This window comes from Burkholderia sp. KBS0801 (genome assembly GCF_005937855.2).
GTDB lineage: Bacteria > Pseudomonadota > Gammaproteobacteria > Burkholderiales > Burkholderiaceae > Burkholderia > Burkholderia ambifaria.
Genome location: NZ_CP042178.1, coordinates 184,689 through 211,146, shown reverse-complemented (window position 1 = coordinate 211,146; position 26,458 = coordinate 184,689). Strand labels below are relative to the sequence as shown.

The 26,458-nt window shown below is 67.9% G+C and carries 27 protein-coding genes; 11 read left to right on the top strand and 16 right to left on the bottom strand.

Annotated features, from left to right (window positions below; genetic code table 11):
• Nucleotides 1–46: 46 nt before the first annotated feature.
• Nucleotides 47–1,360, bottom strand: a complete 1,314-nt coding sequence (locus FFI87_RS17780; protein ID WP_138849648.1) for a CaiB/BaiF CoA transferase family protein — start codon at nucleotides 1,358–1,360, stop codon at nucleotides 47–49.
• Nucleotides 1,357–2,343 (bottom strand): hydroxymethylglutaryl-CoA lyase, encoded by a 987-nt coding sequence (locus FFI87_RS17775; RefSeq protein WP_138849649.1) that lies wholly within the window; start codon nucleotides 2,341–2,343, stop codon nucleotides 1,357–1,359. The genes FFI87_RS17780 and FFI87_RS17775 overlap by 4 nt, the downstream gene beginning before the upstream one ends.
• Before the next feature lie 174 nt (nucleotides 2,344–2,517).
• Between FFI87_RS17775 and FFI87_RS17770 the strand changes: the two genes are divergently transcribed.
• On the top strand, nucleotides 2,518–3,339 hold the full coding sequence (locus FFI87_RS17770; RefSeq protein WP_138849650.1) for an IclR family transcriptional regulator: 822 nt from the start codon (nucleotides 2,518–2,520) through the stop codon (nucleotides 3,337–3,339).
• A 146-nt stretch (nucleotides 3,340–3,485) separates the two neighbouring features.
• Nucleotides 3,486–4,124, top strand: coding sequence for a 2-hydroxychromene-2-carboxylate isomerase (locus FFI87_RS17765; RefSeq protein WP_138849651.1), 639 nt, complete (start codon nucleotides 3,486–3,488; stop codon nucleotides 4,122–4,124).
• A gap of 18 nt (nucleotides 4,125–4,142) precedes the next feature.
• On the opposite strand, the gene FFI87_RS17760 is transcribed toward FFI87_RS17765, so the two are convergent.
• Complete coding sequence (locus FFI87_RS17760) at nucleotides 4,143–5,126, bottom strand: LysR family transcriptional regulator (protein WP_138849652.1); 984 nt, start codon at nucleotides 5,124–5,126, stop codon at nucleotides 4,143–4,145.
• Between the two features lie 100 nt (nucleotides 5,127–5,226).
• Between FFI87_RS17760 and FFI87_RS17755 the strand changes: the two genes are divergently transcribed.
• Nucleotides 5,227–6,459, top strand: coding sequence for an MFS transporter (locus FFI87_RS17755; protein WP_138849653.1), 1,233 nt, complete (start codon nucleotides 5,227–5,229; stop codon nucleotides 6,457–6,459).
• Nucleotides 6,460–6,885: 426 nt separating this feature from the next.
• The gene (locus FFI87_RS17750) at nucleotides 6,886–7,581 is read left to right on the top strand and encodes a phosphatase PAP2 family protein (protein WP_138849654.1); all 696 of its coding nucleotides are present in this window, start codon (nucleotides 6,886–6,888) and stop codon (nucleotides 7,579–7,581) included.
• A 136-nt stretch (nucleotides 7,582–7,717) separates the two neighbouring features.
• Here the strand turns inward: FFI87_RS17750 and FFI87_RS17745 are convergent, their stop codons facing one another.
• Together FFI87_RS17745 and FFI87_RS17740 are read right to left on the bottom strand one after the other, a co-directional pair.
• The gene (locus tag FFI87_RS17745; protein WP_006750644.1) at nucleotides 7,718–8,377 is read right to left on the bottom strand and encodes a glutathione S-transferase family protein; all 660 of its coding nucleotides are present in this window, start codon (nucleotides 8,375–8,377) and stop codon (nucleotides 7,718–7,720) included.
• A 126-nt stretch (nucleotides 8,378–8,503) separates the two neighbouring features.
• The gene (locus tag FFI87_RS17740) at nucleotides 8,504–9,574 is read right to left on the bottom strand and encodes an MBL fold metallo-hydrolase (protein WP_138849655.1); all 1,071 of its coding nucleotides are present in this window, start codon (nucleotides 9,572–9,574) and stop codon (nucleotides 8,504–8,506) included.
• 307 nt (nucleotides 9,575–9,881) lie between these two features.
• Here FFI87_RS17740 and FFI87_RS17735 point away from each other — a divergent pair, with 307 nt between their 5' ends.
• Entirely contained in the window at nucleotides 9,882–10,787 is a 906-nt protein-coding gene (locus tag FFI87_RS17735) for an HTH-type transcriptional regulator ArgP (RefSeq protein ID WP_138849656.1), read from the top strand.
• 159 nt (nucleotides 10,788–10,946) lie between these two features.
• Nucleotides 10,947–11,159: a DUF1059 domain-containing protein gene (locus FFI87_RS17730; protein WP_006750651.1), complete on the top strand. Its 213-nt coding sequence runs from the start codon at nucleotides 10,947–10,949 to the stop codon at nucleotides 11,157–11,159.
• Nucleotides 11,160–11,256: 97 nt separating this feature from the next.
• On the opposite strand, the gene ltaE is transcribed toward FFI87_RS17730, so the two are convergent.
• Nucleotides 11,257–12,270 carry a low-specificity L-threonine aldolase gene (ltaE, locus tag FFI87_RS17725; RefSeq protein WP_138849657.1) on the bottom strand — a complete coding sequence of 338 codons (1,014 nt, stop codon included), beginning with the start codon at nucleotides 12,268–12,270 and terminating at the stop codon, nucleotides 11,257–11,259.
• A 385-nt stretch (nucleotides 12,271–12,655) separates the two neighbouring features.
• Between ltaE and FFI87_RS17720 the strand changes: the two genes are divergently transcribed.
• Genes FFI87_RS17720 through FFI87_RS17710 form a run of 3 tightly spaced genes read left to right on the top strand, consistent with a single transcriptional unit; the run spans nucleotide 12,656 to nucleotide 15,277 of the window.
• A complete protein-coding gene (locus tag FFI87_RS17720; RefSeq protein WP_011659764.1) occupies nucleotides 12,656–14,077 on the top strand; it encodes a cytochrome ubiquinol oxidase subunit I in 1,422 nt (473 codons plus the stop codon).
• Nucleotides 14,078–14,106: 29 nt separating this feature from the next.
• Complete coding sequence (cydB, locus tag FFI87_RS17715) at nucleotides 14,107–15,114, top strand: cytochrome d ubiquinol oxidase subunit II (RefSeq protein WP_105830580.1); 1,008 nt, start codon at nucleotides 14,107–14,109, stop codon at nucleotides 15,112–15,114.
• Nucleotides 15,086–15,277, top strand: a complete 192-nt coding sequence (locus FFI87_RS17710; protein WP_138849658.1) for a hypothetical protein — start codon at nucleotides 15,086–15,088, stop codon at nucleotides 15,275–15,277. The genes cydB and FFI87_RS17710 overlap by 29 nt, the downstream gene beginning before the upstream one ends.
• A 98-nt stretch (nucleotides 15,278–15,375) precedes the next feature.
• Here FFI87_RS17710 and FFI87_RS17705 read toward each other — a convergent pair whose 3' ends face one another.
• The 9 genes from FFI87_RS17705 to FFI87_RS17665 form a co-directional block, all read right to left on the bottom strand.
• Nucleotides 15,376–15,663 (bottom strand): helix-turn-helix domain-containing protein, encoded by a 288-nt coding sequence (locus FFI87_RS17705; RefSeq protein WP_138849659.1) that lies wholly within the window; start codon nucleotides 15,661–15,663, stop codon nucleotides 15,376–15,378.
• Between the two features lie 15 nt (nucleotides 15,664–15,678).
• On the bottom strand, nucleotides 15,679–16,995 hold the full coding sequence (locus FFI87_RS17700) for a type II toxin-antitoxin system HipA family toxin (protein ID WP_138849660.1): 1,317 nt from the start codon (nucleotides 16,993–16,995) through the stop codon (nucleotides 15,679–15,681).
• A gap of 113 nt (nucleotides 16,996–17,108) precedes the next feature.
• Complete coding sequence (locus tag FFI87_RS17695; protein ID WP_138849661.1) at nucleotides 17,109–17,303, bottom strand: YqaE/Pmp3 family membrane protein; 195 nt, start codon at nucleotides 17,301–17,303, stop codon at nucleotides 17,109–17,111.
• A gap of 140 nt (nucleotides 17,304–17,443) precedes the next feature.
• Nucleotides 17,444–18,643 (bottom strand): porin, encoded by a 1,200-nt coding sequence (locus tag FFI87_RS17690; RefSeq protein WP_138849662.1) that lies wholly within the window; start codon nucleotides 18,641–18,643, stop codon nucleotides 17,444–17,446.
• A gap of 68 nt (nucleotides 18,644–18,711) precedes the next feature.
• Nucleotides 18,712–19,167: a TIGR00725 family protein gene (locus FFI87_RS17685; protein WP_138850240.1), complete on the bottom strand. Its 456-nt coding sequence runs from the start codon at nucleotides 19,165–19,167 to the stop codon at nucleotides 18,712–18,714.
• A gap of 70 nt (nucleotides 19,168–19,237) precedes the next feature.
• Nucleotides 19,238–20,068, bottom strand: a complete 831-nt coding sequence (locus FFI87_RS17680) for an ABC transporter permease (protein WP_138849663.1) — start codon at nucleotides 20,066–20,068, stop codon at nucleotides 19,238–19,240.
• A 10-nt stretch (nucleotides 20,069–20,078) separates the two neighbouring features.
• Nucleotides 20,079–21,167, bottom strand: coding sequence for an extracellular solute-binding protein (locus tag FFI87_RS17675; protein WP_138849664.1), 1,089 nt, complete (start codon nucleotides 21,165–21,167; stop codon nucleotides 20,079–20,081).
• A 26-nt stretch (nucleotides 21,168–21,193) separates the two neighbouring features.
• Entirely contained in the window at nucleotides 21,194–22,237 is a 1,044-nt protein-coding gene (locus tag FFI87_RS17670) for an ABC transporter ATP-binding protein (protein ID WP_138849665.1), read from the bottom strand.
• A 7-nt stretch (nucleotides 22,238–22,244) separates the two neighbouring features.
• Entirely contained in the window at nucleotides 22,245–23,096 is an 852-nt protein-coding gene (locus FFI87_RS17665) for an ABC transporter permease (RefSeq protein WP_138849666.1), read from the bottom strand.
• Nucleotides 23,097–23,258: 162 nt separating this feature from the next.
• Between FFI87_RS17665 and FFI87_RS17660 the strand changes: the two genes are divergently transcribed.
• Complete coding sequence (locus FFI87_RS17660; protein ID WP_138849667.1) at nucleotides 23,259–24,155, top strand: LysR substrate-binding domain-containing protein; 897 nt, start codon at nucleotides 23,259–23,261, stop codon at nucleotides 24,153–24,155.
• A gap of 113 nt (nucleotides 24,156–24,268) precedes the next feature.
• Here FFI87_RS17660 and FFI87_RS17655 read toward each other — a convergent pair whose 3' ends face one another.
• A complete protein-coding gene (locus FFI87_RS17655) occupies nucleotides 24,269–25,945 on the bottom strand; it encodes an alkaline phosphatase family protein (protein ID WP_138849668.1) in 1,677 nt (558 codons plus the stop codon).
• 262 nt (nucleotides 25,946–26,207) lie between these two features.
• On the opposite strand from FFI87_RS17655, the gene FFI87_RS17650 reads away from it, so the two are divergent.
• Nucleotides 26,208–26,429, top strand: coding sequence for a hypothetical protein (locus FFI87_RS17650; protein WP_011659770.1), 222 nt, complete (start codon nucleotides 26,208–26,210; stop codon nucleotides 26,427–26,429).
• Nucleotides 26,430–26,458: the final 29 nt, after the last annotated feature.

Sequence of the window (26,458 nt, the reverse complement as noted above, 5' to 3'; positions counted from 1 at the left end):
CGCGCGGCCGGGATGCCTTTTGTTGGTTCGATGGATTGCAGCGGCGCTACGCGCTCGCCGCCTCGTTCGGCGAAGGCATGTCGCTTGGTACGTCCGGTACGCTTGGTACGCCCGGCGGCAGCCCGTTCGCACCGTGTCCGTGCCGCCCCGCGACGACGCCCGCGTCGATCAGCGCGCGTGCCTCGTCCGGCGTATAACCCAGCTCGCCGAGCAGCGCGCACGTGTCCTGGCCGAGCGCGGGCGGCGCCGAGCGCAGCCTCAGGCGCTCCCCGCCAAGCGTGAGCGGCAGCAGCGCGGTGCGCGTGTCGACCGGCCGGCCGGCGCTGCTCGCGTCGGCCGGCAGCGTCACGGCTTCGAGGCCCCCGGTCGCGAGCAGATGCGGATCGTCGAACAGGTCCTGCGGCTTCGTGATCGGCGCATACGGCAGGCCGATCGATTCGAAGATCGCGCCGATCTCCGCGGCCGAATGCGCGGCAAGCCGCGCACGCAGTTCGGGCAGCAGCCACTCGCGGGCCTGCACGCGGAGGTTGTTCGTCGCAAGGCGCGCATCGTCCTTCAGCGCGGCCAGGCCGAACGCGTCGCAGAACAGCGCCCATTGCGTGTCCGACACGACCGCGAGAAAGATCTGCTCGCCGTCCCGCACCGAAAACACGTCGTAGACCGCCCATGCGGAAATCCGGCTCGGCATCGGCGACGCGGCCTGCCCCGTCACCGCGAACTGCATCATGTGCTGCGCGACCAGGAACACGTTGTTCTCGAACAGCGAACTCTGCACCTGTTGGCCGCAGCCGGTGCGTTCGCGCTGCGCGAGCGCGGCCATCGCGCCGATCGCGCCGAACATCCCGCCCATGATGTCGTTGACGCTCGAGCCCGCACGCAACGGCCGGCCTTCGGGGCCCGTCATGTACGCGAGGCCGCCCATCATCTGCACGACTTCGTCGAGCGCGGTGCGATGTTCGTACGGCCCCGGCAGAAAGCCCTTGTGCGACACGTACACCAGGCGGGGATTCAGCGAGGACAGCGCGGCATGACCGAGGCCGAGCCGGTCCATCGTGCCGCTCTTGAAGTTCTCGCTGAACACATCGGCCGTCGCGACGAGCCGCCGCACGATCTCGAGCCCGCGCGGATCCTTCACGTCGACCGCCAGGCTCTTCTTGTTGCGGTTGAACATCCCGAAGAAGCCCGCGCCGGAACCGCGCAGCGCACGCGTGCCGTCACCCGCGATCGGTTCGATCTTGATGACTTCCGCACCGAGATCCGCGAGCAGCATCCCGCAGGTCGGGCCCATGACCATGTGCGTCATCTCGATCACGCGCACGCCTTCGTACGGCAGCGCCGAAGCCGGTTGGCGGTCGTTCATTGCGCGACTCCCGTCACGCATCCTTCGGGCTGGGTCGTGCTCGGCGCGCGGCCGTCCGCATAGCGGAACCCCTTCGGCAGCCCCGCGTCGGGCACGTGGCCGTACAGCGCCTCGGCTGGGAGCGCCGCGTGCAGGATCGCGCGCGCGGCGAGCAGCGCGTCCACGTCGACGCCCGTGTCGTACCCCATCGACTCCAGCAGGAACACGAGATCCTCGGTGACGATGTTGCCGGTCGCACCCGGCGCATACGGGCAGCCGCCCAGGCCGCCCTGGCTCGCGTCGAGCGTCGTCACGCCGGCGTCGAGTGCCGCGACGACGTTGGCGAGCCCCTGCCCGCGCGTGTTGTGGAAGTGCGCGCCGCCGGCCTTGTCGCCGACTTCTCGCCGCAGGCGCATGAACAGCCGGCGCACCTGCGCCGGGTTCGCGTAGCCGCTCGTATCGGAGAGCCCGATCTCGTCGACGCCGCATTCGGCCATCGCAGCCGCCATCGCGATCGTCTCGTCGTCGGAGACCGCGCCGGCGAGCGTGCAACCGAACGCCACCGAGACACCCGCCTCGATCTGCACCGACGGAAACCGCGCATCGCGCAGCGCGACGATCGTGCGCACCTCGTCGATCATCTGCGCCGGGGTCTTGCGGATGTTCGCCAAGGAGTGCGCTTCGGTCACGGATACCGGCAACGTCAGCTTGTGGACGCCCGCCTCGAACGCGTTTTCGGCGCCGCGCAGGTTCGGCGCGAGCGCGGCGACGCGCAGCCCCGGAATCGCCAGCGCATACGCGACGACTTCCCGGACGTCGGCCATCTGCGGCAACAGTCGCGCGGGCACGAACGATCCGACCTCGATTTCGCGCAGGCCGGCCGCGGCGAGCGCGTTGATCCAGCGCAACTTGCCGGCCGTCGGCATTACGGCCTTGATGCTCTGCAGGCCGTCACGCGGCCCCACCTCGCTCACCAGCACCTGCGGATATTCGGAAACACTCATTCGACACCTCAAAGTTCTATCGGAAAGAACATCGTTCTGTTTGACGGAACTTTAGAGGCGCGCCGAATTGGCCGTAAGCGGGGTATACCCGTGAAAATGCCATTTTCTGGAACTTGAGTTCTGTCAGACAGAACGCTATAGTCGATCGACCGTCACCCAAAGGAACAGCCAGCCGTGCCCCCGACCTCGACTCCCGCAGACCCCACCGGCGACGCGCCCGATTCATCGGCCGAAGCCTCCAGCGGCGTCGCCGTCCTCGATCGCGCGTTCGCGATCCTCCACGCGTTCGGACCCACCGACGACCGGCTGTCGCTCGCGGAACTGTCGCGCCGCACCGGGCTGTACAAGAGCACGATCCTGCGCCTGCTCGCCGCGCTCGAGCACGGCGGCTTCGTGCGCAAGCTCGACGACGGCCAGTACGCGGTCGGACACGAGCCGTTGCGGCTGGCCGCGCTGTATCAACGCTCGTTCCGGGTCGGTCCGGTCGTCGAACCGTTGCTCGAGACGCTGAGCCGCGAACTAGGTGAAACGGCATCGTTCTACGTGCGGCATGGCGACATGCGCTCGGTGCTCTACCGCGTCGAGCCCGCGCGCACGGTGCGTGTGTCGATCCGGGTCGGCGAGGAGTTTCCGGTTCGCCAGGGGGCATCCGGGAAAGTGCTGCTCGCGTTCACCGACCCGCACGATGCACAGTGGAACGAGGTGCGCGAACGGTTGTGGGCCGCGTCGTACGGCGAGCGCGACCCGGAGACGGCGTCGGCGTCCGTGCCGGTCTTCGGCGCGGCCGGCGATTGCGTCGGCGCGCTGACGGTGTCCGGTCCGAAATCGCGGCTTGCCGCCGCGCCGGCCATGGCCGCGGCGCTCGCGATGCTGTTGCCGCTCGCACAGAAGGCGACCGTCGCGCTCGGCGGCGCAGGCGCGCGCTACGACGCGCAAACGGTGCGCGACAGTCTCGCGCGCTTCGCGGCGGCGGCGCACGACACCGCGAAGCCGTAGCCGCAGCCATAGCGGGCCATCCGCGTGCGGCGCCGCGACTGCGCAAACGGCGGCCGCATGCGACACTGGCCGCCCGCGCACGCACCGCGTCGCCCGTCGGCGCGGAACACGCAACCGCCGTCCGGACACGTACAAGGGCCCTCACCATGAACGCCGCGCGCACCGCCACCTGGTATTTCGATTTCGTTTCGCCGTTCGCGTACCTGCAGCAGGAACGGTTCGACCAACTGCCGCCCGCCGCCGCATACGAGCCGAAGCCGATCGTGCTCGGCGCGCTGCTCGCGCACTGGGGCCAGAAAGCGCCGGCCGAGATCGCGGCGAAGCGCGTCTTCACCTATCGCCACGCGCAATACCGCGCGGACAAGCTCGGCATTCCGTTCCGGATGCCGCCCGCGCATCCGTTCAACCCGATCCGGCCGCTGCGCCTCGCGATCGCGATGGGCGGCACGCCCGATGCGATCCGGCGGATCTTCCGACACATCTGGCGCGACGGCCAGGACGTGTCGACGCCGGACGGCTTCGCCGCGCTGTGCGAAGCGGTCGGCTTTCCCGAAGGCGTGACGGCCGTCGACGCGCAACCGGTGAAGGACGCGCTACGCGCGAACACCGACCAAGCGATCGCACACGGCGTGTTCGGCGTGCCGACCTTCGAATTCGGCGGCGACCTGTTCTGGGGCGAGGATGCGACCGACATGTTCGTCGACTGCGCGACGTCCCGCGCATGGCTCGACTCGCCCGAAGTGCGCCGCATCAGCGCGCTGCCCGAAGGCATCCGGCGCGGCTGACGGCACGCGCGACGGCGCCTACCCGTCGCGCCCTTCGACGAGCGGCGGCACGGCCTCGCGCATCATCGCAACGAAGCGCACAAGCCGCGACGGATAGAACTGCGCGTGCGGGTAGGTGATGTAGACCGGCAACGGAGCGGCATACCAGTCGGGCGCGAGATGCACGAGTTCGCCGCGCGCGAGATGGCCCGCCAGCATCCACGACGAACCGACGCACGCGCCGACACCGAGCAGCGCCGCGCTGCGTAGCGCGTAGAGATTTGCGGTCGTGATGCGCGGCCGCATCGCGATGCGGCGCGTATCGCCCGTGACGGTATGCGTCAGCGTCAGCTCGGTCCGGTAATACGTGCGCAGCGCGAGCCACGGCAATGCGGCCAGCGCGTCGGGATCGGCGGGCACGTCGGCGCCGTTCAGCACGGACGGCGCGGCCACCACGAAGCGCGGCACCTTGCTCAGTCGGATCGCGACGACGGACGGATCGGTCGGCTCGCCGACCTGGATCGCGCAGTCGATCCCGCTGCCGACAAAATCGCGCACCTCGTCCTGCAGCAGCCATTCCACCGAGACGCGCGGGTAGTCACGCAGGAATCGCGCGAGCGGCTCGACGAAGCGCTCCTGCCCGAACGCATGCGGGACCGCGACCCGCAGCAGGCCGTCGGGTTCCTCCTGCGCGCCGCGCAGGTCGGCCTCGAACGCCGCCCAGTTCGTGAGCAGCTCCTTCGCGCGCGTGAAGCAGCGCTCGCCGTCGACGGTCAGCCGCATCGCGTGGGTCGTCCGCTGCAGCAGCCGCATCCCGAGTGAGCGTTCGAGCGCCTGCAGCCGCCGGCTGATGGTCGGCTGCGTCGTGTGGAGTTGCGCGGCGGCCGCCGACAGGCTGCCGGCCTCGACTATGCGCACAAAGGTTTCCATCAGCTCGAAACGATAGCCGGCGCCGTCGACGGGCACGGCCTGAACGCGCGCAGACCCGCCTGCGGCGGGCAAATCGGGGGTTTTCTCGGTCATTCGCCAAGCGTATAACAAATCTGCGCCGGACGGCACTACCGTGGTCGGCCGCCGGCCGGCACACTCGCGTCCATTCGATACCCGAACAAGGATGTACGCGATGTCCACTCCGACCCGTCTCGACGCCGCGCCCCGCGCGGCGCATGCACCGGCCCCCGCGGCCACTTCCTCGCTGCTCGATCGCCGGCTCGTGCTGCTGCTGGCCGCGGCCGCCGGTCTCGGCGTCGCGCCGCTCTACTATGCGCAGCCGATGCTCGCCGCGCTGGGGCCAGATCTCGGCGCGTCGGCGCGCGCGATCGGCTTCGTGCCCACGCTCACGCAGCTCGGCTATGCGCTCGGCATCCTGCTGCTCGCGCCGCTCGGCGACCGCTTCGACCGGCGCCGCGTGATCGTGACGAAAGCCGCCGCGCTGGTCGTCGCGCTGCTGCTCGCGGCGGTCGCGCCGTCGCTCGGGCTGCTGCTGGCCGCGAGCTTCGCGATCGGCCTGACCGCGACGATGGCGCAGGACGTCGTGCCGGCCGCCGCGACGCTCGCGCACGACGCGCATCGCGGCCGCATCGTCGGCACGGTGATGACGGGGTTGCTGCTCGGCATCCTGCTGTCGCGCGTCGTCGCCGGCTTCATCGCGGAAACGGCCGGCTGGCGCGCGATGTTCGGGCTCGCGGCGGCCAGCGTCGCCGCCATCGGCATCGTGGCCGCACGCGGGCTGCCGCGCTTCGAGCCCACCACGCAGCTGTCGTACCGCGCGCTGATCGGGTCGCTCGGCGAACTGTGGCGCCGTCATCCCGCGCTGCGCCGCGCCGCGCTCGCGCAAGGGCTGCTGGCCGTCGGGTTCAGCGCGTTCTGGTCAACGCTCGCGGTGATGCTGCACGGCGCGCCGTTCCATCTCGGCAGCGCAGCCGCCGGCGCATTCGGCCTCGCGGGCGCCGCCGGCGCGCTGGCCGCACCCGTGGCCGGACGCCTGGCCGATCACCACGGTCCCGAGCGTGTCACGCGGCTCGGCATCGGGATCGCGACCGTGTCGTTCGCCGCGATGGCCGCCGCGCCGCTGCTGACGCCGCATGCGCAACTCGCGCTGCTCGCCGCCGCGACGATCGGCTTCGATCTCGGCGTGCAGGCCACGCTGATCGCGCATCAGGCAATCGTCTACCGAATCGACCCGGCGTCGCGCAGCCGTCTCAACGCGGTGCTGTTCGTCGGCATGTTCATCGGGATGGCCACCGGTGCCGCGCTCGGCAGTTCGTTGCTCGCGCAACTGGGCTGGAATGCGGTGATCGTGCTGGCCGTGGCGACGTCGCTGGCTGCGCTGGCCGTGCGCGTGTGGCGCCGGTAATCCCGGTGTCGTGAATGGGGGACGGGCACGCCGCAGGGCTTGCCCGCCTTTTCTTTTATTTTCTTTCGGTGCTGCGCGGCCGGGCGCGGCGCGGCAGATCCGGGATGGAGGCGGAACGCTTTCGCGTCATCCGGTGCAAGTCCCGCGACGGCTCATCAAATTATCCAGTTCAACCGATTATTTTTCGCCGGCACGCAGGGATCCGGGCGCAACCGTCAGATGATTCTGCATCACCGCGCCGCACGGCCCGCTCCAACCCGGCCCCACCAGAAATTCGCGTTTTCTCAGGGGATTCCCGGTATTTTTTCCCATTTTCTTCGAAATTACCGATGACATACTTGCCCCCCGTTGCGCTCCGATGCGAGCGCGCTTCCTGATCCTGCCGGCCGCGCGTCATGTGTCGTGCGTCCGCCGGGGTCGCAGAACATGAACAATTTCGACACCACGATCCAGACCTTCCTCACCCACATCACGTTCGGACCGCTGATGAACCACGCGATCCGCGTGATCGCCGGCCTCTATACGTTCAAGGGCTTCGTGCTCATCCCCGTGCTGTGCTGGCTATGGTTCCAGCCGGGCCCCCAACGTGAACGGCAACGCGAGCTGGTCATCGCGACCGTCGCGAGCGGGCTCGTCGCGCTCGCGTTCGGCCGATTGCTCGCGAAAACCCTGCCGTTCCGCGTGCGACCGATCTACAACCCCGACCTGCACCTGCACTTCCCGTCAGAGGAACTGCGCGCGGCCACGCTGCAGGCATGGAGCTCGTTTCCGAGCGACCACGCGATGTTGTGGATGGCGATCGCGACCGGGATCTTCATCATCGCGCGCCGCGTCGGCGTGCTCGCGCTGCTGTATGCGGTCGTGTTCATCTGCGTGCCGCGTGCGTATCTCGGCTTTCACTACCCGACCGACCTGATCGCCGGCGCGGCGATCGGCATCGCGATCGCGTGGCTGCTGACGCGCGATGCGATTCGATCGCGCTTCGCGCCGCAGGTGCTGGACGCGATCCGACGCTTCCCCGCGCCGGCCTATACGCTCGCGTTCCTGCTGTGCTTCGAGCTCATCACGCAGTTCGACGAACTGCTGACGCTCGCGCAGTCGGTCAAGCACACGACGATGTAACGGGACGGCGCCGCGATGCATCCGCTGCTGTCGTCACGACGTCCGGGCACGCGTTGCCGGCCCTGCGCGGCGGCGTCGCGTCCTGCGCATGCCGCCGCCCGCGTCGCTTTCGCCGCAGCGATCGCGGCCGCCAACGTCAGTCGCGATCGGGTGCGCCGAGCGGGAAGAACGCGCGGTACGGCCGCGCTTCGTCGACTGCACGCGCGAACGACGGCCGCGCCAGCAGCCGCTTGCGATACGCGATCACGTTCGCGAACGACGGATCGATCCGGTGCGTCCAGTCCGCGTAGAACAGGAACGGCGCCGCGCCGCAGTCGGCGAGGCTGAAGCGGTCGCCGGCCGCCCATTCGCGATCGGCCATCGTTCGATCCAGCCACGCGTACGACGTTTCGAGCATCGCACGCGCATCGGCGACACCCCGCGCATCGCGCTCGTGCTCCGGCCGCAGCGCGTCGTGCACGACCTTCTGCTGCGGCGTCGATACATAGTTGTCGAAGAAACGATCCATCGTCCGCACTTCCAGCGCCGCGCGCCGGTCGTCGGGCACCAGCCGAACGGGGCCCGGATGGTAGAGGTCGAGGTACTCGATGATGATCGTCGCCTCGATCACGGGGCGGCCCGCGTCCACGAGCACGGGGAACCGCTTCAGCGGCCACAGCGCAGCCAGTTCCTGCATCGGCTTCGGATCGTCGTGCGCGAGCACGCGATAGTCGAAGGGCGTGCCGTTCTCGTACAGCGCGGTCAGCACCTTCTGGCAGTAGGACGAAAACGGATGGGCGTAAAGCGTCGGTGTCATCGCGGGGTCTCTCAGGGTGTCGGCACCGCGTCATGCGGCGCCATGTGATCGGATAACTGGACGACGAACGGCGCCACGCCGATTCGACATCGATCCGGATTTTTTTCGTTGCGCGGCTTCGCACCGCTACGACCGGCCGTCCATCACGACGCGGCCTTCGCCACGCCACCGCAGCATCCCGCCGCCGAGGTTCGCGACGGCGTCGAACCCGGCCTTCAGCAGAATCACCGTCGCCTGCGCCGAGCGGCCGCCCGCGCGGCACACGGTCACGATCGGCCGGTCGCGCGCCAGTTCGCCGGTGCGCGCGGCCAGTTCGCCGAGCGGGATCGGTGTCGCGCCGGGCAGGTGGCCGAGCGGGCCGGTGAATTCGTCGGGCTCGCGCACGTCGACGACCTGCACCGCCGGCAGGTGATCCTCGAGCCACTGCGGATCGATTTCCCAGAAACCGGCGAACGTGTAGACGAGCGGCGCCCAGTCGGGTGCCGCATGCGTATCGGGCGCGTTCGCGGCGACGCCGCACTGCAGGTTCGCGGGCACCGCGACGTCGATCTGGCGCGGGTGGGCGAGCCCGAGGTTGCGCATGTAGCCGGCGAAATCGTCTTCGCTGAGATCACCGCCGAGGCGCGGATTGAAGCGCCGCTCCTCGCCGACGCTCGTCACCGTCAGCCCGCGATAGTCGTGCGCGGGATACAGCAGGCAGGCGGCCGGCAGCGTGAAGAGCCGGCCATGCACCGCGCGATACAGCGCGCGCGGGTCGCCTTGCTGAAAGTCGGTGCGGCCGGTGCCGCGAATCAGCAGGCAGTCGCCGGTGAACGCCATCGATTCGTCGTCGAGCACGAGGCTGATGCAGCCGCTCGTATGGCCCGGCGTCGCGCGCACGGTCAGGTAGCGCGTGCCGAATGCGCAGCGGTCGCCGTCGTTCAGGTAGCGGTCGGCGCCCAGCGCGCCGCTGGCGGCCGAAATCGCGATCGTGCTTCCAGTGCGCTGCTTCAGCAGCCATGCACCCGTCACGTGATCGGCGTGCACGTGGGTGTCGACGGTCGCGACGAGCCGCAGCCCGAGCTCGTCGAGCAGCGCCGCGTCGCGGCGCACCTGCTCGAACACGGGATCGATCAGCAGCGCTTCGCGCGACGCGGGATCGGCGAGCAGATAGGTGTAGGTCGACGATTGCGGGTCGAAAAGTTGCCGGAAGATCATTGGGAAGTTGCTCCGTCGGCTGGGGGTGTGGGTTGTGTGGGTTGTGTGGGTTGTGTGGGTTGTGTGGGTTGTGTGGGTTGTGTGGGTTGTGTGGGTGGCGTGGATGGTGCGGATGGTGCGGATGGTGCGAGCCGGCTCGCATGCGTCGCCGGCGCGCGGGGCGCGCGTTCCTACAGCGTAGTTCAAAACACACGTGCCGCCCCCATCGTTGCGTGCGGGGGGGACGCCATGCCGCGCCCGGACCGTCGCGGGCACTGCCTTACACTACCGCCTGTTCTCGTCTTACGTTCACAGGAATTGCGTCGATATGTCTCTGACGATCGATCCGAAGCAAGCCGCCGCGCTGCTGGCCGTCGCCGACACCGGCAGCTTCGAGCAGGCCGCCGTGCGCCTGCACGTGACCGCGTCCGCCGTCACGCAGCGGGTCCGCGCGCTGGAGGCGAGCCTCGGCACGCCGCTCGTGCTGCGTACGCGGCCGTGCCGCCCGACGGTGGCCGGGCAGCGCGTGCTGCAGCACCTGCGCCGCGTCGCGCTGCTGCAGGCCGACCTGCAAAGCACGCTCGCGGCCGAGCGCGAATCGCCGATCTCCGTCACGATCGCGCTGAATTCCGACAGCCTCGGCACCTGGTTCCTGCCCGCACTGACTTCGGTGCTAGCGGGCGAGCGCATCCTGTTCGAGCTGATCGTCGAGGACCAGGATCACACGTTCGCGCTGCTCGAAAGCGGGATGGCCGTCGGCTGCGTGACGACCGAGCCGAAACCGATGCGCGGCTGCGTCGCGACGCCGCTCGGCACGATGCGCTACCGCCTGCTCGCAGCCGCCGCGTTCGCGGGGCGCTGGTTTCCGCGCGGCCTGAACCGCACGAGCGCGCGCGATGCGCCGGTCGTCGCGTATTCGCGGCGCGACACGCTGCAGTCCACGTTCCTGAAGGAGAAGTTCGGGTTGCCCGAAGGCGCGTATCCGTGCCACTACGTGCCGGGCACGCACGCGCATTTCGCGGCGGTGCGGCACGGGCTCGGCTACGCGATGGTGCCGGAGCCGCTGCTCGGCGGCGCACCGCTCGATGCACAGGGGCTCGTCGATCTCGCGCCCGCGCATCCGACCGACGTGACGCTGTACTGGCACGCGTGGACGGTGCAGTCGCCGACGATGGCGTCGCTGTCCGCACGGGTGGTCGAAGCGGCGCGCCGGTTGCTCGCGCCGCTGCCGTGACGAGCGGGTCATCGACAGCGTCGGCGCGGCACGTGGTGCGGTATACACGGCGGCGAGGAACCCCGCCGCGCCGCCTATACTTTTTCCATCGGCCTCGCGAACGCGCCGCGCGGCCGGTCAGGCCAATCCGGCCGCCCGCTTTCCCGTGAGGAGAACATCATGTCCCGCCGCTATATCGATTGCCGCGACTTTCCCAGCGCGATGAACTGCTCGGTCGCGATTTCCGCCGACTCCGACAACGAACTGCTGGAGGCCGCCGTCCAACATGCGGTCTCGGTGCACCAGCACGCCGACAGCCCCGAACTGCGCACGCAGTTGAAAGCGCTGTTCCGCGACGGCACGCCGCCCGTCGATGCGCCCCGGCAAGCGTAATCCGCCGGCACGACACATTCGACGCACAGCCAGCAACATCATCCCCTGCTTCGCGCCACATCGCGCCGGCGCTCCCCGCCGGCCGGCGCATTCCACTTTACGCGCGACGCTGCGCGAAATACGCGCCAACCGCGTCGATGAAGGTGTCGATGTCCGCGCGCGACACGTCGCAGTGCGTGACGAAGCGCGACGCGTACAGCATCTGCGTGAGGATCCCGCGCGTCTTGAGCCACGCCTCGAGCGGCGCGCAATCGGCTTCGGGAAATTGCGCGAACACCATGTTCGTCGCATGCGACAGCACCTTCACTTGCTCGATGCGGGCGAGCCCTGCCGCGAGATGCGCGGCGTTCGCGTGATCATCCGCCAGCCGTTCGACGTTGTGCTCGAGCGCATACAGGCAGGCCGCCGCGAGGATGCCCGACTGCCGCATTCCGCCGCCGAGCACCTTGCGCCAGCGCTGCGCGCGCTCGATCAGCGTGCGACTGCCGACCAGCACCGAACCGACCGGCGCGCCGAGCCCTTTCGAGAAGCAGATCGACACGGTATCGAACGGTGCGCACAGTTCGGCGATCGGACGACCCGATGCGACAGCGGCATTGCACACGCGCGCACCGTCGAGGTGCGCGGCCAGCCCGCGGCTGCGCGCGAACGCGACGGCTTCCTGGACATAGCCTTCCGGCAACACGAGGCCGCCGATCGTGTTTTCGAGCGCGAGCAGGCGCGTGCGGGCGAAGTGATTGTCGAGCGGCTTGATCGCCGCGGCGATCTTCGCGAGCGGCAGCGTGCCGTCCGGTGCGTTCTCGATCGGCTGCGGCTGGATGCTGCCGAGCACGGCCGCGCCGCCGCCTTCGTACTTGTAGGTATGTGCGAGCTGGCCGACGATGTATTCGTCGCCGCGTTCGCAATGGGCCATCAGCGCGGCAAGGTTGCTCTGCGTGCCGCTCGGGAAGAACAGGCCGGCTTCCTTGCCGGCCCGCTCGGCCGTGACGGCCTGCAGGCGCAGCACGGTCGGGTCGTCGCCCCATACGTCGTCGCCCACTTCGGCGGCAGTCATCGCGGCCAGCATCGCCTGGCTCGGACGTGTCACGGTATCGCTGCGTAAATCGATCATTGTCGTGCCCTGAGTGAACGCGGACCGGAACCGATGCGCCCGGCCCTGCCGAAACGAGACTCAGAGTGTACGCAATTCACCCAGCGGCTGCCGACGGCAAGCGCACCGCGATCCCGCATGCACGCAGTCGTTCCGATGATGCGACGCGCCATATTGACGCACGTGCGGCAGACCGCCACGCCGCGACCGCCCGCGGCGCGAACGACGTTCTTGATACGAATCAACGATTTATGTCGAATTCGCGCGCGGCGGGCTGGACATCTGCGACGAGTTGGCGCATTTCGCGGCGCAACATCGCAATCCATACTCCAGCCAACCCCGACGCCGGTTCGGCCGGGGTCCGCCGGCACCCGCCGGCGGGTATCGTCAGCCTCGGTCAACTGGTATGGACTCCGCTCTTTCGGCCCTCGATCTGGCCCGCCTGCAATTCGCGTTCACCGTCTCCTTTCACATCGTCTTCCCGGCGCTGAGCATCGGCCTCGCCAGCTTCATCGCCGTGCTCGAATATCGCTGGCTCAGGACCGGCAAGCAGTACTACAAGACACTCTGCCTGTTCTGGTCGAAGATCTTCGCGGTCGCGTTCGGGATGGGCGTCGTCTCCGGCGTCGTCATGAGCTATCAGTTCGGCACCAACTGGTCGGGCTTCTCGAGCTTCGCCGGCGCCGTCACCGGCCCGCTGCTGATGTACGAGGTGATGACCGCGTTCTTCCTCGAAGCCGGCTTCCTCGGCATCATGCTGTTCGGCTGGAATCGCGTAAGCCCGCGCGCGCACTTCGGCGCGACGCTGATGGTCGCGATCGGCACGCTGATCTCGACGTTCTGGATCCTCGCGTCGAACAGCTGGATGCAGACGCCGCAGGGCTTCGAGATCGTCGACGGCCGCGTCGTGCCGACCGACTGGTTCGCGATCATCTTCAATCCGTCGTTCCCGTACCGCCTGTTCCACATGGCGATCGCCGCGTTCATCGTCGCCGCGCTGGTCGTCGCCGCGACGGGCGCATGGCACCTGCTGAAGGGCCGCCGCGACAAGGGCGTGAAAAAGATGTTCTCGATGGCGCTGTGGCTGCTGCTGGTGCTCGCGCCGCTGCAGGCCGTGATCGGCGACCAGCACGGCATCAACACGCTGAAGCACCAGCCCGCGAAGATCGCCGCGATCGAAGGGCTGTGGGAAACCGAAAAGGGCGGCACCGCGCTCAACCTGTTCGGCATTCCGGACATGAAGGCCGAAACGACCCGCTACGCGGTGAAGGTGCCGCACCTCGGCAGCCTGATCCTCACGCACAGCTGGGACGGCGAGATCCGCGGGCTGAAGGATTTCCCGCCTGAAGACCGCCCGAATTCGACGGTCGTGTTCTGGAGCTTCCGGATCATGGTCGGTCTCGGCTTCGCAATGATCGGCCTCGCCGCGCTCGCGTGGCTGCTGCGCCGCCGCGGCACCCTGTATGAATCGAAGTGGTTCCAGCGCTTCGCGCTCGTGATGGGCCCGACCGGTTTCGTGTCGCTGCTCGCGGGCTGGGTGACGACCGAAGCAGGCCGCCAGCCGTGGGTCGTGTATGGCGTGATGCGCACCGCGAAGGCCGTGTCGCCGCTGTCGGTGCAGCAGGTCAGCCTGTCGATGATGACGTTCGTGATCGTGTACTTCCTCGTGTTCGGCACCGGCGTGTACTACATGCTGAAGCTGATGAAGGCCGGCCCCGCGCTGCCCGATGCCCCGCATGACGCGGATCACGACAGGCCCGACACGCGCCTCGATCACACCGCGCGCCGCCCGATGTCGGCTGTCGACGAGCTGATCGAGACCGTCTGAGCCCACCCCTTTCGCAAACGAGAAAACCTATGGACGTCACCGTAATCTGGGCCGCGATCATCGCGTTGGGGCTCTTCATGTACGTCGTGCTCGACGGCTTCGACCTCGGCATCGGCATCGTCTTCCCGTTCTTCCCGGACGAGAAGGAACGCGACCTGATGATGAACACCGTCGCGCCCGTATGGGACGGCAACGAGACGTGGCTCGTGCTCGGCGGCGCCGGGCTGTTCGCGGTGTTTCCGATCGTCTATTCGACGGTGCTGTCGGCGCTGTACCTGCCGCTGATCTTCATGCTGGTGTGCCTGATCTTCCGCGGCGTGTCGTTCGAGATCCGCGCGAAGGCGCGGCGCACGAAGCAGCTGTGGGATCTCGCGTTCATCGGCGGCTCGGCCGGCGCCACGCTGTTCCAGGGGATCGCGCTCGGCGCGTTCCTGCAGGGCATCAACGTGAAGGACGGCGTGTTCGCGGGCGACGCGTTCGACTGGCTCACGCCGTTCAGCCTGCTGACGGGCCTCGGCCTGATCGTCACGTACGCGCTGCTCGGCTGCTGCTGGCTCGTCGCGAAAACGGAGGGCGATCTGCAACGGCGCCTGCATCGCGTCGTGTGGCCGCTGACCGTCGTGCTGCTCGGCTTCATCGCCGTTATCAGCCTGTGGACGCCGCTGCAGGATCCGGCCATCGCGCAGCGCTGGTTCGATTCGGGGCTGTTCTGGCGGCTGCTGCCGGTGCCGTTCCTGGTCGCCGGGTGCGCGGTGTGGATGCGTCGCGCGGTGCGCGCGCGGCACGACATGACGCCGTTCATGCTCGCGCTGGCGCTCGTGCTGCTCGGCTATGTCGGCCTGCTCGTCACGATGTTCCCGTATGCGATTCCTCAGACGATGACGATCTGGGAAGCGGCGGCGCCGCGTTCGAGCCAGACCTTCACGCTGGTCGGCGCAGCGGTTATCCTCCCGATCATCATCGCCTACACGACGATGGGTTATTGGGTATTCCGAGGCAAGGTACGTCATGAAGACCAGCATTACTACCACCACTGATTCCGCCGCTCATTCCGCCGCGCGGCAGCCCGACGCGCCGCGTCCGCGGATGCGCGGCTGGATGTGGTTCGTCGTTCTGTGGGCGGGCGGCGTGATCGGCGCCGTCACGCTCGGCTATGCGTTCAAGATCTTCATGAACCTGACGCTGTTTGCGGTGAAATGAAGCCCGGGAGGCCGGCTGACCAGGCGATCGCCCCCCGATCGCACCCGTTACGCCGGCCGCGCGCATCGATACGCGATGCGCTTGCTCTGCCGGACGCGTTATTGCGGCGCCCGCCGCACCACGCCTAGCTTCAATCCCAGCATCCCGAATATGCGGTTCATCGTCTGCACCGTCCCGTCGCTGCGGCCCTGCTCGATATCCTGAATCGTCTTCGTCGACACGCCGGCGAGCTTCGCCATTTCGGTGCTCGTCAGCCGCATCGTCTTCTTCAGATGGCGCACCGATTCGCGCAGCGACCACTCGGGATGCGCGAGAACGTCCTCGATCGCCTTGCGCCGCAGCGCAAGCTGTTCGGGGAGCGACATCGCGTTATAGCGTTTGTCCATTGTGTCGCTCGCGCCCTAGCGCAGCCCATCCAGTTCTTGAGCGAGTCGCTCGAGGCCGGGTTTCAGAAAAGCATGCACATCGTGCTCCAGGCCAAGAGCGGCGCCATGGTCCGCGATCTCCTGCAAGCGCGGCGCCATTGCGCGCAGCCGCACCTGCAAGGCGTCACGATCCAGCGCGGCATGCGGGTCTCCCGCCTGCGGCTCGCTCGACGAGACGACCGCATCGAGTACCCGCGCCCAGTCCGGCTGACCACCGTCATTTCCTTCCCAGCGTATGCGCCGTGCAATGCCGTCGGGGTGCAGATACATCGGTGCAAAGTCGTAAAGCGGCGTCAGGGCAACGCGTCCATCGAAGTCGCGTTGCAATGCGGTGTTTCGCGCATGATTGTCCTTGTTGCCCAACGCAAGATTCGCGACATCGCGGCACAGATACTCGGCCACCTCGGTTTGAGGATCCGTGCATTGATGCACGAGATGCCGGCACACCTCGTCGTGACTCGGCACGACACCGAAGCCGGCTTTGCCCGTCAGCGACGCGATGCTTTCCTGAGCGAACCGGACGACACGATCGCCGACGCGTGCGCGATCGAACCGCGGAATGAATAGCGACCGGTCGCGTAACGTCAGCGGCGCATGCACGCGCAAGCCAAGGCGCTGAGCCAATGCCATGTAGGGCGCTTCGTGACGCAGGATCTGGGCAAGACGCTCGTTCGCGCCGCGTCCGAACTTGACGATGTAGTGCTCGACCGCGTGCGCGTCAGGCAGCGTGTGATCGAGATAGAGCAACCCGTCGTGTGCACGGGTCAGCAACAGCTTCGGCCAATCGCCCTGCACACCCGACGAGCCCGCGACGAAGAATCCGTGTTCGGCGAGATATTCGCTGAATGCGTCTCCCCGGGCGGCAACGTCATCGTCCGTAAAACCTTGGTGCGACCCTTGGCGCTCGGCAAGCCACTGTGCGGCTTCCTTGACGCGCAGATTGCCGATCGAGTTACCGGCTCCCGCCAACAGCAACGGCCAGTCTGCACGCTCCTCCGCCGTTTCCGGCAAATCGAGGCGGCGCAACAGTTCCTGGCGGCCGAAGCCTTGCGGCAACAAATCGATCAGGAAAACCGGCCAGTGGGGCGTCACCAGCGGCTCCAGGTCAACCGGGAAACCGCACGTCATCGCGTACGCGTCGCGGGCGAATTGATGCTCGACAATCCATTCGACGTCGTAACCCGTATAGGCGCGACCACGCCAGCCCTCGTCAGGCTCACCAAACAGGGTGACAACGCCGACGTCGTGCCAGATACCCTCGGCGTGGAGCTGGATCGTGCAGGAGGCAGTCATTTCAGTAGAAATCTATACAAATCATGCTGTTTACCATAGCTGAATTATATAAATTTCTACCGAAATAGATATCCTGCTGTTGAATACTAAACGGTCGGGGTGCTCCCCGCATCTTACCGCCGCTCGCCCAACACCGCTTCGATCTTGCGGTCGGTCTTGTACAGGCTCAGCGCATACACCGACCAGATCGCGGCCGGAAGCCAGCCGATGATCGTGAGTTGCAGGATCAGGCAGATCACGCCGGCGATCGGGCGGCCGATCGTGAAAAACTGGAACCACGGCAACAACAGGGCAAGCAGCAGGCGCATCGGGAATCCTCTAAAGACGTCGTTGAAAGTGCATGCTTCGCCAATATGGCGCGTCGCGCACCCCATTTCAAGTCCGGCCCCACGCCAGGAAAAAGCCCCCGCAATGCGCGAGGGCCGAAGCGAATCCGCTTGCGCGGCAATCAGAACGTATGCCGCACGCCAATCCGCACGAGCGTCTGCGTGTCGCCGGCCGACGAGATGCCGTTGCCGACGTCGCCGACCGACGCCGTCGCATCGACCACGTTGCCGAATGCGTCGAGCGTCTTGCCGCTCGCCTTCTGGTAGCCGACGAGGCCGTACAGCGCGGTCCGCTTCGACAGGTTGTAGTACGACGCGAGGTTCAGCTGGTGGTACTTCGGCGCGGACTGCCCGCCGATCGAACTGCCTCGCGTGAAGTCGTACCCGGCCGCGACGCGCAGCGTCGGCGACGCCTGCCACGACACCGTGCCGCCCGCCGAGTTGTAGTTCGCCGTGCCGCGGAACGTCGAGAACGCGCCCGCGCGGTACTGCGTATTGCTGTACGACAGGCCGAGCGTGACCGCGCCGATCTGGTAGGTCGACGCCGCCGCGACGATCTGCATGCTCTTCGACGACGCAAAGCCTTCGTTGATCGACGACGCGAACGTGCCGTCATACGAACCCGTCCATGCGCCCGCGTTCGCGCCGAATGCGTTGGTCGCATACAGATAGGCCGCGCCGAGCGCGAACGGGCCGTTCACGTACTGGCCGCCGACGCTCCACGTGTTCTGGTTCTTCGCGCTGCCGGCCTGGTTGCCGAAGCCGTACAGCGCGCCGAACGTGAATCCGGCGAATTTCGGGCTCACGTACTTGACCGAGTTGTTCTCGCGCGCCTGGTTGTCGATGTTGTCGAGGTCGCCCGGGTGCGCACCCATGCCGGTCAGGAACGAGCCGGGCCCGATCGTGCCGACGAAGTCGACGATCGGATCGTACTGCCGGCCCATCGTCAGCGTGCCGAAGCGCGTGCTCGACAGGCCCATCCACGCCTGCCGGCCGAACATCCGGCCGCCCTGGCCGAGCTGCCCGTTGCCGATGTTGAAGCCGTTCTCGAGCTGGAAGATTGCGGCGAGCCCGTCGCCGAGGTCTTCCTTGCCCTTCAGGCCCCAGCGGCTGCCGGACCACGTGCCGCTCGCGAAGCTGTAGCTCGACGCTCCGCGATAGGCGACCGGCGTGCCGAGCGCGCCCTTGTTCGTCGCGACCCGCTGGTTGCTCGTGTAGCCCAGCCCCGCATCGACGATCCCGTATAGCGTGACGGTGCCTTGCGCATGGGCGGTCACGGACACGCACCCCGCCGCGCACACGATCATGGTTAACTTCTTCATTGGTAGGATTCCTATTTATATGAATGACATCAAGCGATACCGCACATCTCCAGACCCGAGACGCTGACCTACGCCGATTCGGAGAGCCACCGCGCGACACGCGCGACGAGCGGATCCGCTTCGTCGAAGCACTCGACGCCCGCCACCTGCGGTGCGTCGCAAATCGTGAACACCGGTTTGCCCCATTGCAGCCCGAGCGCGATCTCGGACAACGTGCCGAGGCCGCCGCCTACTGCTATCAGGCACAGCGACGCACGCGCGATCAATGCGTTGCGCGTGATGCCGAGCCCGGTCGGCAGGGCAACCGTCAGATACGGATTCGCGTGCTCCGCATCGTCCTCGGGCAGCAGCCCGATCGCGCACCCGCCGGCCGCATGCGCGCCGCGCGCGGCGGCCTCCATCACGCCCTGCTTGCCGCCGCCGACGAGCGCGATGCCCGTCGCCGCCAGTGCATGCGCGATCCGTTCGGCGACCCGCATCTGTTCATCCGTCGCTTCGCGCGGCCCGATCACGCCCACCGGCATCCGATGCCGCTGCCCGCCGCGTTGCCGCTCCGCCAGTTGCGCGAGCGCGCCGCGCGCCGCTTCCGACCACTCAATGACGTCGTTGCCGAACAAGGCCTTCCCCCAATGCAAGAACACAGGTGCAGATTGCCGTCAGCACGATCGACAGCACGGCCGCCTGCGAGAAATCGGTTTGCCCGTCCGACAGCTTCAGGTACATCAGCAGCGGCAGGATGTTGATCTGCGTGCCGGCCAGCGCGAGCGCCGTGCCGTAGGTGCCGAGCGCGATCGCCGTCACAAGGCACCACGCGGACGCGACCGACGGCCACAGTTCGCGCCATGCGACGTCGAGCCACGCGCGCCACGGCCGCGCGCCGAGCGTCAGCGCCGCCTCGAGCGGCCGCCGGTCGAGATTCGCGAACGCCGGATAGATCATCAGCGCGACGCGCGGGATCAGGTAGTACGCGTATGCGACAGCCAGCCCCGGCATCGTGTAGATTGCGCCGCCGAGCACGTTCGCGTTCGCGCCCAGCGACGCGAGCAGCGTCGTGACGAAGCCGGCGCGGCCGAACGCAAGGATGAAGCCGTACGCGATCACCAGCCCGGAAAACGCGAGCGGCACGCCGAGCAGCACGAGCGACCAGCGGCGGCGGGCCGGCGACTGCCCGGCCAGCGCGAAGGCAACCGGCACGCCGACGCCGACCGACAGCGTGCCGGCGAACACGGCGAGCGCCAGCGAGCGCACGATCGCGTCGCCGACGAGCGGATCGCCGAACACTGCGGCGAACGCGCGGCCGCTGTCCGTGAATGCCGCGGCGACGAGCGCGGCGAGCGGCAGCGCGAAGAACACCGCGAGCAGCGCGGCCGCGGGCACCGCACCGAAGCGGCGCATCGCACCGTGTTCGATTGACGAGGCGTGCATCGTCCGCTCCTTATTTGCCGAGCGTCGCCTGCGACCAGAGCTGGTCGACCTCGGCCTTGCGCGCCGCCGCCTTCACGACGTCGAGCGGGCGCACCTGCGGCGCATTCGGCAGCTTCGCCGCGACATCCGGCGCAACCGGCGTGCCGGGCACGGCCGGCCGCACGAAGCCCTGCGCGAACAGCGCCTGCCCGACGTCGCTCATCACCAGGTTGAGCCAGAGTTGCGCGGCGGACGGGTTCGGGCCGTTCTTCACGAGGCTCATCGCATACGGCGCCGACACGCTGCCGTCCTGCGGAATCACGACGTCGGCCGCGTCGCCCATGCCATCCACATACTTCGCCTTCAGGCCGTCGTTCTCGTAGCCGATCAGGATCGGGATCTCGCCCTTCACGAACTTCGCGTACGGCGTCGTGCCCTCGACGCGCAGCACGTTGCCTGAGCTCTTCAGCTTGCCGAAGAATTCCGCGCCGGGTTTCGGGTTCTCGACGCTCCCGCCATTCGCATACGCGGCCGCGAACACCGCGACCTGACCCTGCCCCGTCGAACGCGGGTCGAGATAGACCACCGCGTTGCGATACTCGGGTTTCAGCAGGTCCGACCACCGTTGCGGCGCGTTCTTGACGAGCTTCTTGTTGACGAGGAACGCGATGTTCAGCGAATGCACCGCGAACCAGCGGCCGTCGGCCGCGCGGAAGACGTTCGGCAGCTTGTCGAAGTTGACCGGCTTGAACGGCGCGACGACATCCTTGCCCTCGGCGTCGAGCGCCGACGCGGCGAAGTAGTACGCGGTATCGGCCTGCGGACGGCGGCGCGACTTGTCGAGCGCGACGACGGTGGCCGCCGAGCCGATGTCGTTGTACGTGATCTCGACCTTCGGATAGCGCTTGCGGAATTCAGCGAACAGCGCCTTCCAGTTCGCCCATTCGGGGCCCGTGTCGAACGACACGACGAGCCCTTCGTCGGCGGCCTTCGCATACAGCGCGTCTTCTCCGGGGTACAGCGGCGCGGCGTGGGCCGACGCACAAGCGAGCGTCGCGAGCGCGCAAAGCGCCAGCACGCGGACGCGCAAGGCTTTCACAAGAGGATGGCCAGCAAACATCGTGAATCTCCGTTGAATGAAATGGGTCATCGCGCGCCCGGCGCCGCCGGCAGCACGAGCAGATGGTGGGGCTCGATGGCGATGCTTTGCATGGCGGGCTCGCGCCCTTCGCACAACAGCGTGTCGGTCGAGCCGGCGGGAATGAAGTCGTAGCGTTGCGTCGCGCCGAAATAGCGCACTTGGCCGGGACGTCCGTCGATGCGGTTCACGCTGTCGGCCGGCGGATCGGCCTGCACGAGTTCGGGCCGCACCAGTACGTCGATTTCGGCACCCGGCCGATGCTCGCCCGTCTCCGCCCGGAGCATCGCGAAACGCACGTCGACCGTGCCGTGCGCGAGCACGCGCCCGCGCAGCAGCGTCGAATGCCCGACGAAGCGCGCGACCTGCGCGCTGGCCGGACGCTCGTACAGCTCGCGCGGCGTGCCCACCTGCAGCACGCGCCCCGCGTCGACGATCGCGACACGGTCGGCCATGCTCAGCGCCTCGTCCTGGTCGTGCGTGACGAGCAGCGTCGTCGCACCGTATGCGCGCTGCAGCGCACGGATCTCGTCGCGCAGCTGATGGCGGATGCCGGCATCGAGCGCCGCCAGCGGCTCGTCGAGCAGCAGCAGCTTGGGCTCGATCACCAGCGCGCGCGCCAGCGCGACACGCTGCTGCTGCCCGCCGGACAGCATCGCGATGCCACGCTCCGCATGCGCCGCCAGACCGACGCGCTCGAGCATCGCGTGCGCGCGCCGCCGTCTCGCGCCCGCCGCGACGCCGCGCATCCGCAGCCCGTATGCGACGTTGTCGGCCACCGACAGGTTCGGAAACAGCGCGTAGTGCTGGAACACCATGCCCACCTCGCGCCGCCATACGGGCACGCCCGCCATGTCGTCGCCGCCGATCGCGATACGGCCGCTGCCACCTTCGAGCAGGCCGGCCGCGAGCCGCAGCAGCGTGGACTTGCCGGACCCGCTGCGGCCCATCACCGCGAGCAGTTCGCCCTGCGCGGCGGCCAGCGTGACGTCGTCGACGCCATGCCGCGCGCCGGGATACTGGAAACTGACGTGTTCGAACTCGAGGCTCATGACGGACTCATTTCATGCGTTGTACGGTGCCGACCGACACGAGCGTCGCGAGCACGGCGAGGACGAGCAGCACGACGGTGGCCGCGCACGCCATCCCCGACGCGCCGTAGAACGCCTGCAGCAGCACGATCGGATAGTTGCGGTAGCGAAAGCCGGCGATCAGGTTCGAAATCTGGAATTCGCCGATCGACAGCGCGGCCACCATCACGAGCCCGGAAAACAGGCTGTGCCGCAGGTTCGGCAGCACGATCGTGAAGAACTGGCGCAGCGGCGTCGCGCCAAGCGTCGCCGCGCAGGCCTCGAGACGCGCGAGGCCAAGGTGGCGCAGATCGCTGAGCAGCGTCTGCAGCAGGTAGGGCAGCGTCAGCACCGCGTGCGCCGCGATCATCAGCGGCAGCGTGCCGAGCCACGGCAGCGTGTCGCCGCTGAAGATCGCGATGTAGCCGAAGCCGAGCGTCAGCGCGGGCACGCCGACCGGCATCAACATCACGATGCGCGTCGCCATTCCGCGCCCGGCCTGTGCGCGGTGATGCAGCGCATAGGCGAGCGGCAGGCCGACCACCGCGTTGAGCGCGCAGCACGCCAGCGCGACCGTCAGGCTCACGCCGAATGCGCGGGTGAAGCTGCGGTTCTCGGCCAGGTCGGCGAACCAGTGCCCGGTGAAGCCGGTGGGCAGCAGCGTGTTCGTCCATGACTGGCCCACCGAACCGATCAGCAACAGTGCGATCGGCAGCAGCAGATAAAGCCCGAACACGGCGACGAGCGCGTGCAGCAGCAGGCGCCCGGCGCTCGGACGCACGGGCCGGTTACGCGGAACCGGAACACCATCGGCCAGTGCCGGGGCAGGAGACGCAGCCATGGAAATACTCGCGAGCAAGAGACAAGGACACCGCACGACGCCCGCCGGGCGGGGCTGTCACGCGTTTTCCGAACGGCTGCAGTGTGCGGCGCCGACATGGCATCGTCATGAAAAAAACGTACAAAGCGCGCATCGATCTGTGCAAGGACGGAACAGCCGCCGATGAAACACCTGTATCCGAACGTGGCGGAGCTGCACGCATTCGCCACTTCCGCGAAGTACCTGAATTTCTCCTACGCGGCCCGGGAACTGGGCCTGACGCCGAGCGCGGTCAGCCGGCAGATCGCGAACCTCGAGGCACTGTTCGGCGTGAAGCTGTTCGTGCGCGAGGGGCGCGGTCTCGCGCTCACCCGCGCGGGCCAGGTGTACCACGCCCGCGTCGTCGGGCCGCTGCGCGAAATCGGCAACGCGTCGATCGAACTGCTGAGCGCGCGCGAGAACAGCGACCTGCTGACGATCGCGAGCGTGCCAACGTTCACGACCAAGTGGCTCTTGCCGCGGCTCACGCGCTTTCTCGCCACCGCGCCGAGCGTCACGCTGAGCTTTCGCCGCCATCTCGCGCCCGGCGACGTGTTTCCGTTCGGACTCGACGCGGCGATCCGCTACGGCGACGGCGCATGGGAAGGCGTACGAAGCGACTATCTGGGCGGGCGGACCTTCGTGCCGGTCTGTTCGCGCGAATTCGCCGAGCGGCATGCGCTGCACGTGCCCGCCGACGCGGTGGCGGCGCCGCGTCTCGTGCACGAGCAGGCCGAGATTGCGTGGTCCGAATGGGCCGAGCGGTATCGCGCGACGCAGATGAACGCGCTTGCCGGACCGCGCTTCGAACAGTATTCGGTGCTGATCCAGGCGGCGCAGGCCGGGCTCGGAATCGCCCTCGTGCCGCGTTTCCTGATTCTCGACAATCTCGCGGCCGGCACGCTGATCGAGCCGTTCGACGCACCGGTCGACGTGCACGTGCAGGGCCACTACCTGTGCTACGCGCCGGAGCGCCTCGACACGAGCGATGCGTTGCGGCGCTTCAGGGAATGGATGCTGGACGAATCCGCGCGCGGGTGACGCGGGCCGCGACTACGCGCATCGCCATGGGGAAGGCGCCGCGCGCCACCGCACGGCAGCGCGCGCTCCGCGCCGGACGCCGCCCGCGGGCGGGCGGCATCCGGCATGCCTCATCAACGCCCGATGCCCAGCCCCGGCAGCACGTGCGTGTTCTCGGCCACGACTGCGTTCAGCAGACGCGGTTCGGCGCCGAGCAGCCCGAGGATCGTCGGCGCGACCTGCTTCGTGCCCACCTGGTCGGCCACCGTGCGTGCGCGATGCAGGCCCGGATACGACACGAGCAGCCCGAGGTGGCTGTCGTCCGGCGCGTTGCCGCCGTGCTCCTCGTCCTTCTTCGTGCTCGACGTGTAGATCACGCCCGGATTCGGCTGGACGATGATGTCCGGCGTACGGCCGTTGGCTGGATCGCCGAACCGGTCGGCCAGCGCCGCGCCGTACAGGATGGTCGCCTGGGCGCCGTCGGCACAGATCCCCGGCGCGTTGCAGCCGAGGTTCGCCTTCAGCGTCTGCACCACGGCCGTGCGCTGGCCGCGGTCGCGCAACCAGATCAGGCCGACGTCGTCGGTCTGCACCAGGCCCGTGCCGACCAGGCCCGAACCGTCGTTCAGGTTGCCCGTCGTCGTGTTGTTCTGGCCGAAGTTGCCGTTCGGGTCGATGTAGTCGTTCGCTTCGAGCAGCTTCGTCAGCGTGTCGCCGTTCTTCACGAGCTTCGTGTGATCGGTCGGCGACTGGCCGTGCTTCGCCGTGACGATCACCGCCGTCGACGAATACAGGTTGGCCTGCTTCAGCGCCGCGACGACATGGCCGATCGAGTTGTCGACGTACGTGATCGCGTTCGCGACCTGCCCGTTCGGCGTGAAGTTCGCATCGAGGTAGCCGCCGCCCTTCGTCACCGGCGCCTTCTGCGCGACGCTCAGCGTCTGGAAGTCGGCGCCGAACAGCGTCGGCACCGGCGCGCTTTTCGTGCCCGTCGAGTCACGGCCGTTGATCTGGTTGATGAGCGCCTGCACGTGCAGGTTGTCGAATTGCGCGGTATGCGAATAGACGTCCGTATAGGCCGTTTGCGTCGCCGGATCGATCGAGTTGATCTCGGTGCGCATCAGATCGTCGACGCCCTTGCCCGACGGCCCGTTCACCCAGTCGTAGCCCCACGCATGCTTGTCGGCCCACGCGGTGTACGCGTTCGGCACGCCGGCCTTCACGGCTTCGAACACCGTGTTGGTCTTCACGTAGTTGTGCGGGTACACCGGCACGCACTTGCCGTCGACCTTCGCATTCGGGATCGCCTGCGGGTTGAACGCGCCGCCACCGTCGAGGTGCACGAGCGCGCCGCCGTTGAATGCATCGATGCCGGTCGTCTCGTCGAACACGACGTTCCAGCCCTGCTTGCCCGAGCAGGTCGTGTCGGCCGGCGCATACAGGTTCCGGTCGTACGACACGTCGTAGAACAGGCCGGCCGTCTTCGGCGAGCCGCCCGTCACGAGCGCCGCGAGGCCCGGGAACGAGTCCGACAGGCCCGGCGTATACGCGTTCGTGTACGTGACGCCGCTTTGCGCGAGCACCGCGATGTTCGGGCACGTATTCGCGCCGACGCAGCGCGCGAGATCCTGCTCGTGCAGGCCGTCGACGCTGATCAGCAGCACGTGCTTCACGACCCGGCGCGCGTGGCCGCCGTTCTCGCGCTGGCTGTTGCCGTCCTGCTGCGCCGCGTAGGCACCCGCGCTTGCGAGCGCCAGCGCGCCCGCCACCATCAGCGCCATGTTTCGTTGTTTAGCGAATCTGGAAATCATCACCCCACCTCATCGATTGACGTTGAACCGCATGACTTGCCAACAAGCGCGCCAAATATCGGCGCGTCGTGCGGCGGTCGCATGAAGCGGGGCTTTCTGTTTTCTATCAAACGTAACCAATCGCAATTGACATCGCGCAGTCGCAATGCGGTGCGTGCCCGGCCGCGGCCGGTTGGGGCCGGTTGCGACCGTATTTTTTTCCCGGTTGGCGCACGACTATTGGCGTGCGATAAAGGGTTTTCCCCTAGCCCGGAGCACGCGTATGTCGACCCTGGAAGCTCTCCGGTTCGTGCTGGACGATGCACGTACCCCCGAAATCATTCGCCACCACGTCGTTGACGCGCTGCAGTACGCGTTGCGCAACTACGGACAGGTGTTCACCGCGAAGGAAATCGAATGGCTCGCGCAATGGGACGATGCCCGCCTGCCGCTGGCCGCGAAGAAGGAACTGGACAAGCGCGAACCGGCGATCGCCGCGCGCTGACGGGAAGCGCGCCGCCGCGCCCGATTACA

Excerpts from the sequence above, each read along its gene's own strand:
- FFI87_RS17780 (WP_138849648.1), bottom strand. The coding sequence starts at position 1,360 with ATGAACGACCGCCAACCGGCTTCGGCGCTGCCGTACGAAGGCGTGCGC.
- FFI87_RS17775 (WP_138849649.1), bottom strand. The coding sequence starts at position 2,343 with ATGAGTGTTTCCGAATATCCGCAGGTGCTGGTGAGCGAGGTGGGGCCG.
- FFI87_RS17765 (WP_138849651.1), top strand. The coding sequence starts at position 3,486 with ATGAACGCCGCGCGCACCGCCACCTGGTATTTCGATTTCGTTTCGCCG.
- FFI87_RS17760 (WP_138849652.1), bottom strand. The coding sequence starts at position 5,126 with ATGACCGAGAAAACCCCCGATTTGCCCGCCGCAGGCGGGTCTGCGCGC.
- FFI87_RS17755 (WP_138849653.1), top strand. The coding sequence starts at position 5,227 with ATGTCCACTCCGACCCGTCTCGACGCCGCGCCCCGCGCGGCGCATGCA.
- FFI87_RS17750 (WP_138849654.1), top strand. The coding sequence starts at position 6,886 with ATGAACAATTTCGACACCACGATCCAGACCTTCCTCACCCACATCACG.
- FFI87_RS17745 (WP_006750644.1), bottom strand. The coding sequence starts at position 8,377 with ATGACACCGACGCTTTACGCCCATCCGTTTTCGTCCTACTGCCAGAAG.
- FFI87_RS17740 (WP_138849655.1), bottom strand. The coding sequence starts at position 9,574 with ATGATCTTCCGGCAACTTTTCGACCCGCAATCGTCGACCTACACCTAT.
- FFI87_RS17735 (WP_138849656.1), top strand. The coding sequence starts at position 9,882 with ATGTCTCTGACGATCGATCCGAAGCAAGCCGCCGCGCTGCTGGCCGTC.
- FFI87_RS17730 (WP_006750651.1), top strand. The coding sequence starts at position 10,947 with ATGTCCCGCCGCTATATCGATTGCCGCGACTTTCCCAGCGCGATGAAC.
- ltaE (WP_138849657.1), bottom strand. The coding sequence starts at position 12,270 with ATGATCGATTTACGCAGCGATACCGTGACACGTCCGAGCCAGGCGATG.
- FFI87_RS17720 (WP_011659764.1), top strand. The coding sequence starts at position 12,656 with ATGGACTCCGCTCTTTCGGCCCTCGATCTGGCCCGCCTGCAATTCGCG.
- cydB (WP_105830580.1), top strand. The coding sequence starts at position 14,107 with ATGGACGTCACCGTAATCTGGGCCGCGATCATCGCGTTGGGGCTCTTC.
- FFI87_RS17710 (WP_138849658.1), top strand. The coding sequence starts at position 15,086 with ATGAAGACCAGCATTACTACCACCACTGATTCCGCCGCTCATTCCGCC.
- FFI87_RS17705 (WP_138849659.1), bottom strand. The coding sequence starts at position 15,663 with ATGGACAAACGCTATAACGCGATGTCGCTCCCCGAACAGCTTGCGCTG.
- FFI87_RS17700 (WP_138849660.1), bottom strand. The coding sequence starts at position 16,995 with ATGACTGCCTCCTGCACGATCCAGCTCCACGCCGAGGGTATCTGGCAC.
- FFI87_RS17695 (WP_138849661.1), bottom strand. The coding sequence starts at position 17,303 with ATGCGCCTGCTGCTTGCCCTGTTGTTGCCGTGGTTCCAGTTTTTCACG.
- FFI87_RS17690 (WP_138849662.1), bottom strand. The coding sequence starts at position 18,643 with ATGAAGAAGTTAACCATGATCGTGTGCGCGGCGGGGTGCGTGTCCGTG.
- FFI87_RS17685 (WP_138850240.1), bottom strand. The coding sequence starts at position 19,167 with ATGCCGGTGGGCGTGATCGGGCCGCGCGAAGCGACGGATGAACAGATG.
- FFI87_RS17680 (WP_138849663.1), bottom strand. The coding sequence starts at position 20,068 with ATGCACGCCTCGTCAATCGAACACGGTGCGATGCGCCGCTTCGGTGCG.
- FFI87_RS17675 (WP_138849664.1), bottom strand. The coding sequence starts at position 21,167 with ATGTTTGCTGGCCATCCTCTTGTGAAAGCCTTGCGCGTCCGCGTGCTG.
- FFI87_RS17670 (WP_138849665.1), bottom strand. The coding sequence starts at position 22,237 with ATGAGCCTCGAGTTCGAACACGTCAGTTTCCAGTATCCCGGCGCGCGG.
- FFI87_RS17665 (WP_138849666.1), bottom strand. The coding sequence starts at position 23,096 with ATGGCTGCGTCTCCTGCCCCGGCACTGGCCGATGGTGTTCCGGTTCCG.
- FFI87_RS17660 (WP_138849667.1), top strand. The coding sequence starts at position 23,259 with ATGAAACACCTGTATCCGAACGTGGCGGAGCTGCACGCATTCGCCACT.
- FFI87_RS17655 (WP_138849668.1), bottom strand. The coding sequence starts at position 25,945 with ATGATTTCCAGATTCGCTAAACAACGAAACATGGCGCTGATGGTGGCG.
- FFI87_RS17650 (WP_011659770.1), top strand. The coding sequence starts at position 26,208 with ATGTCGACCCTGGAAGCTCTCCGGTTCGTGCTGGACGATGCACGTACC.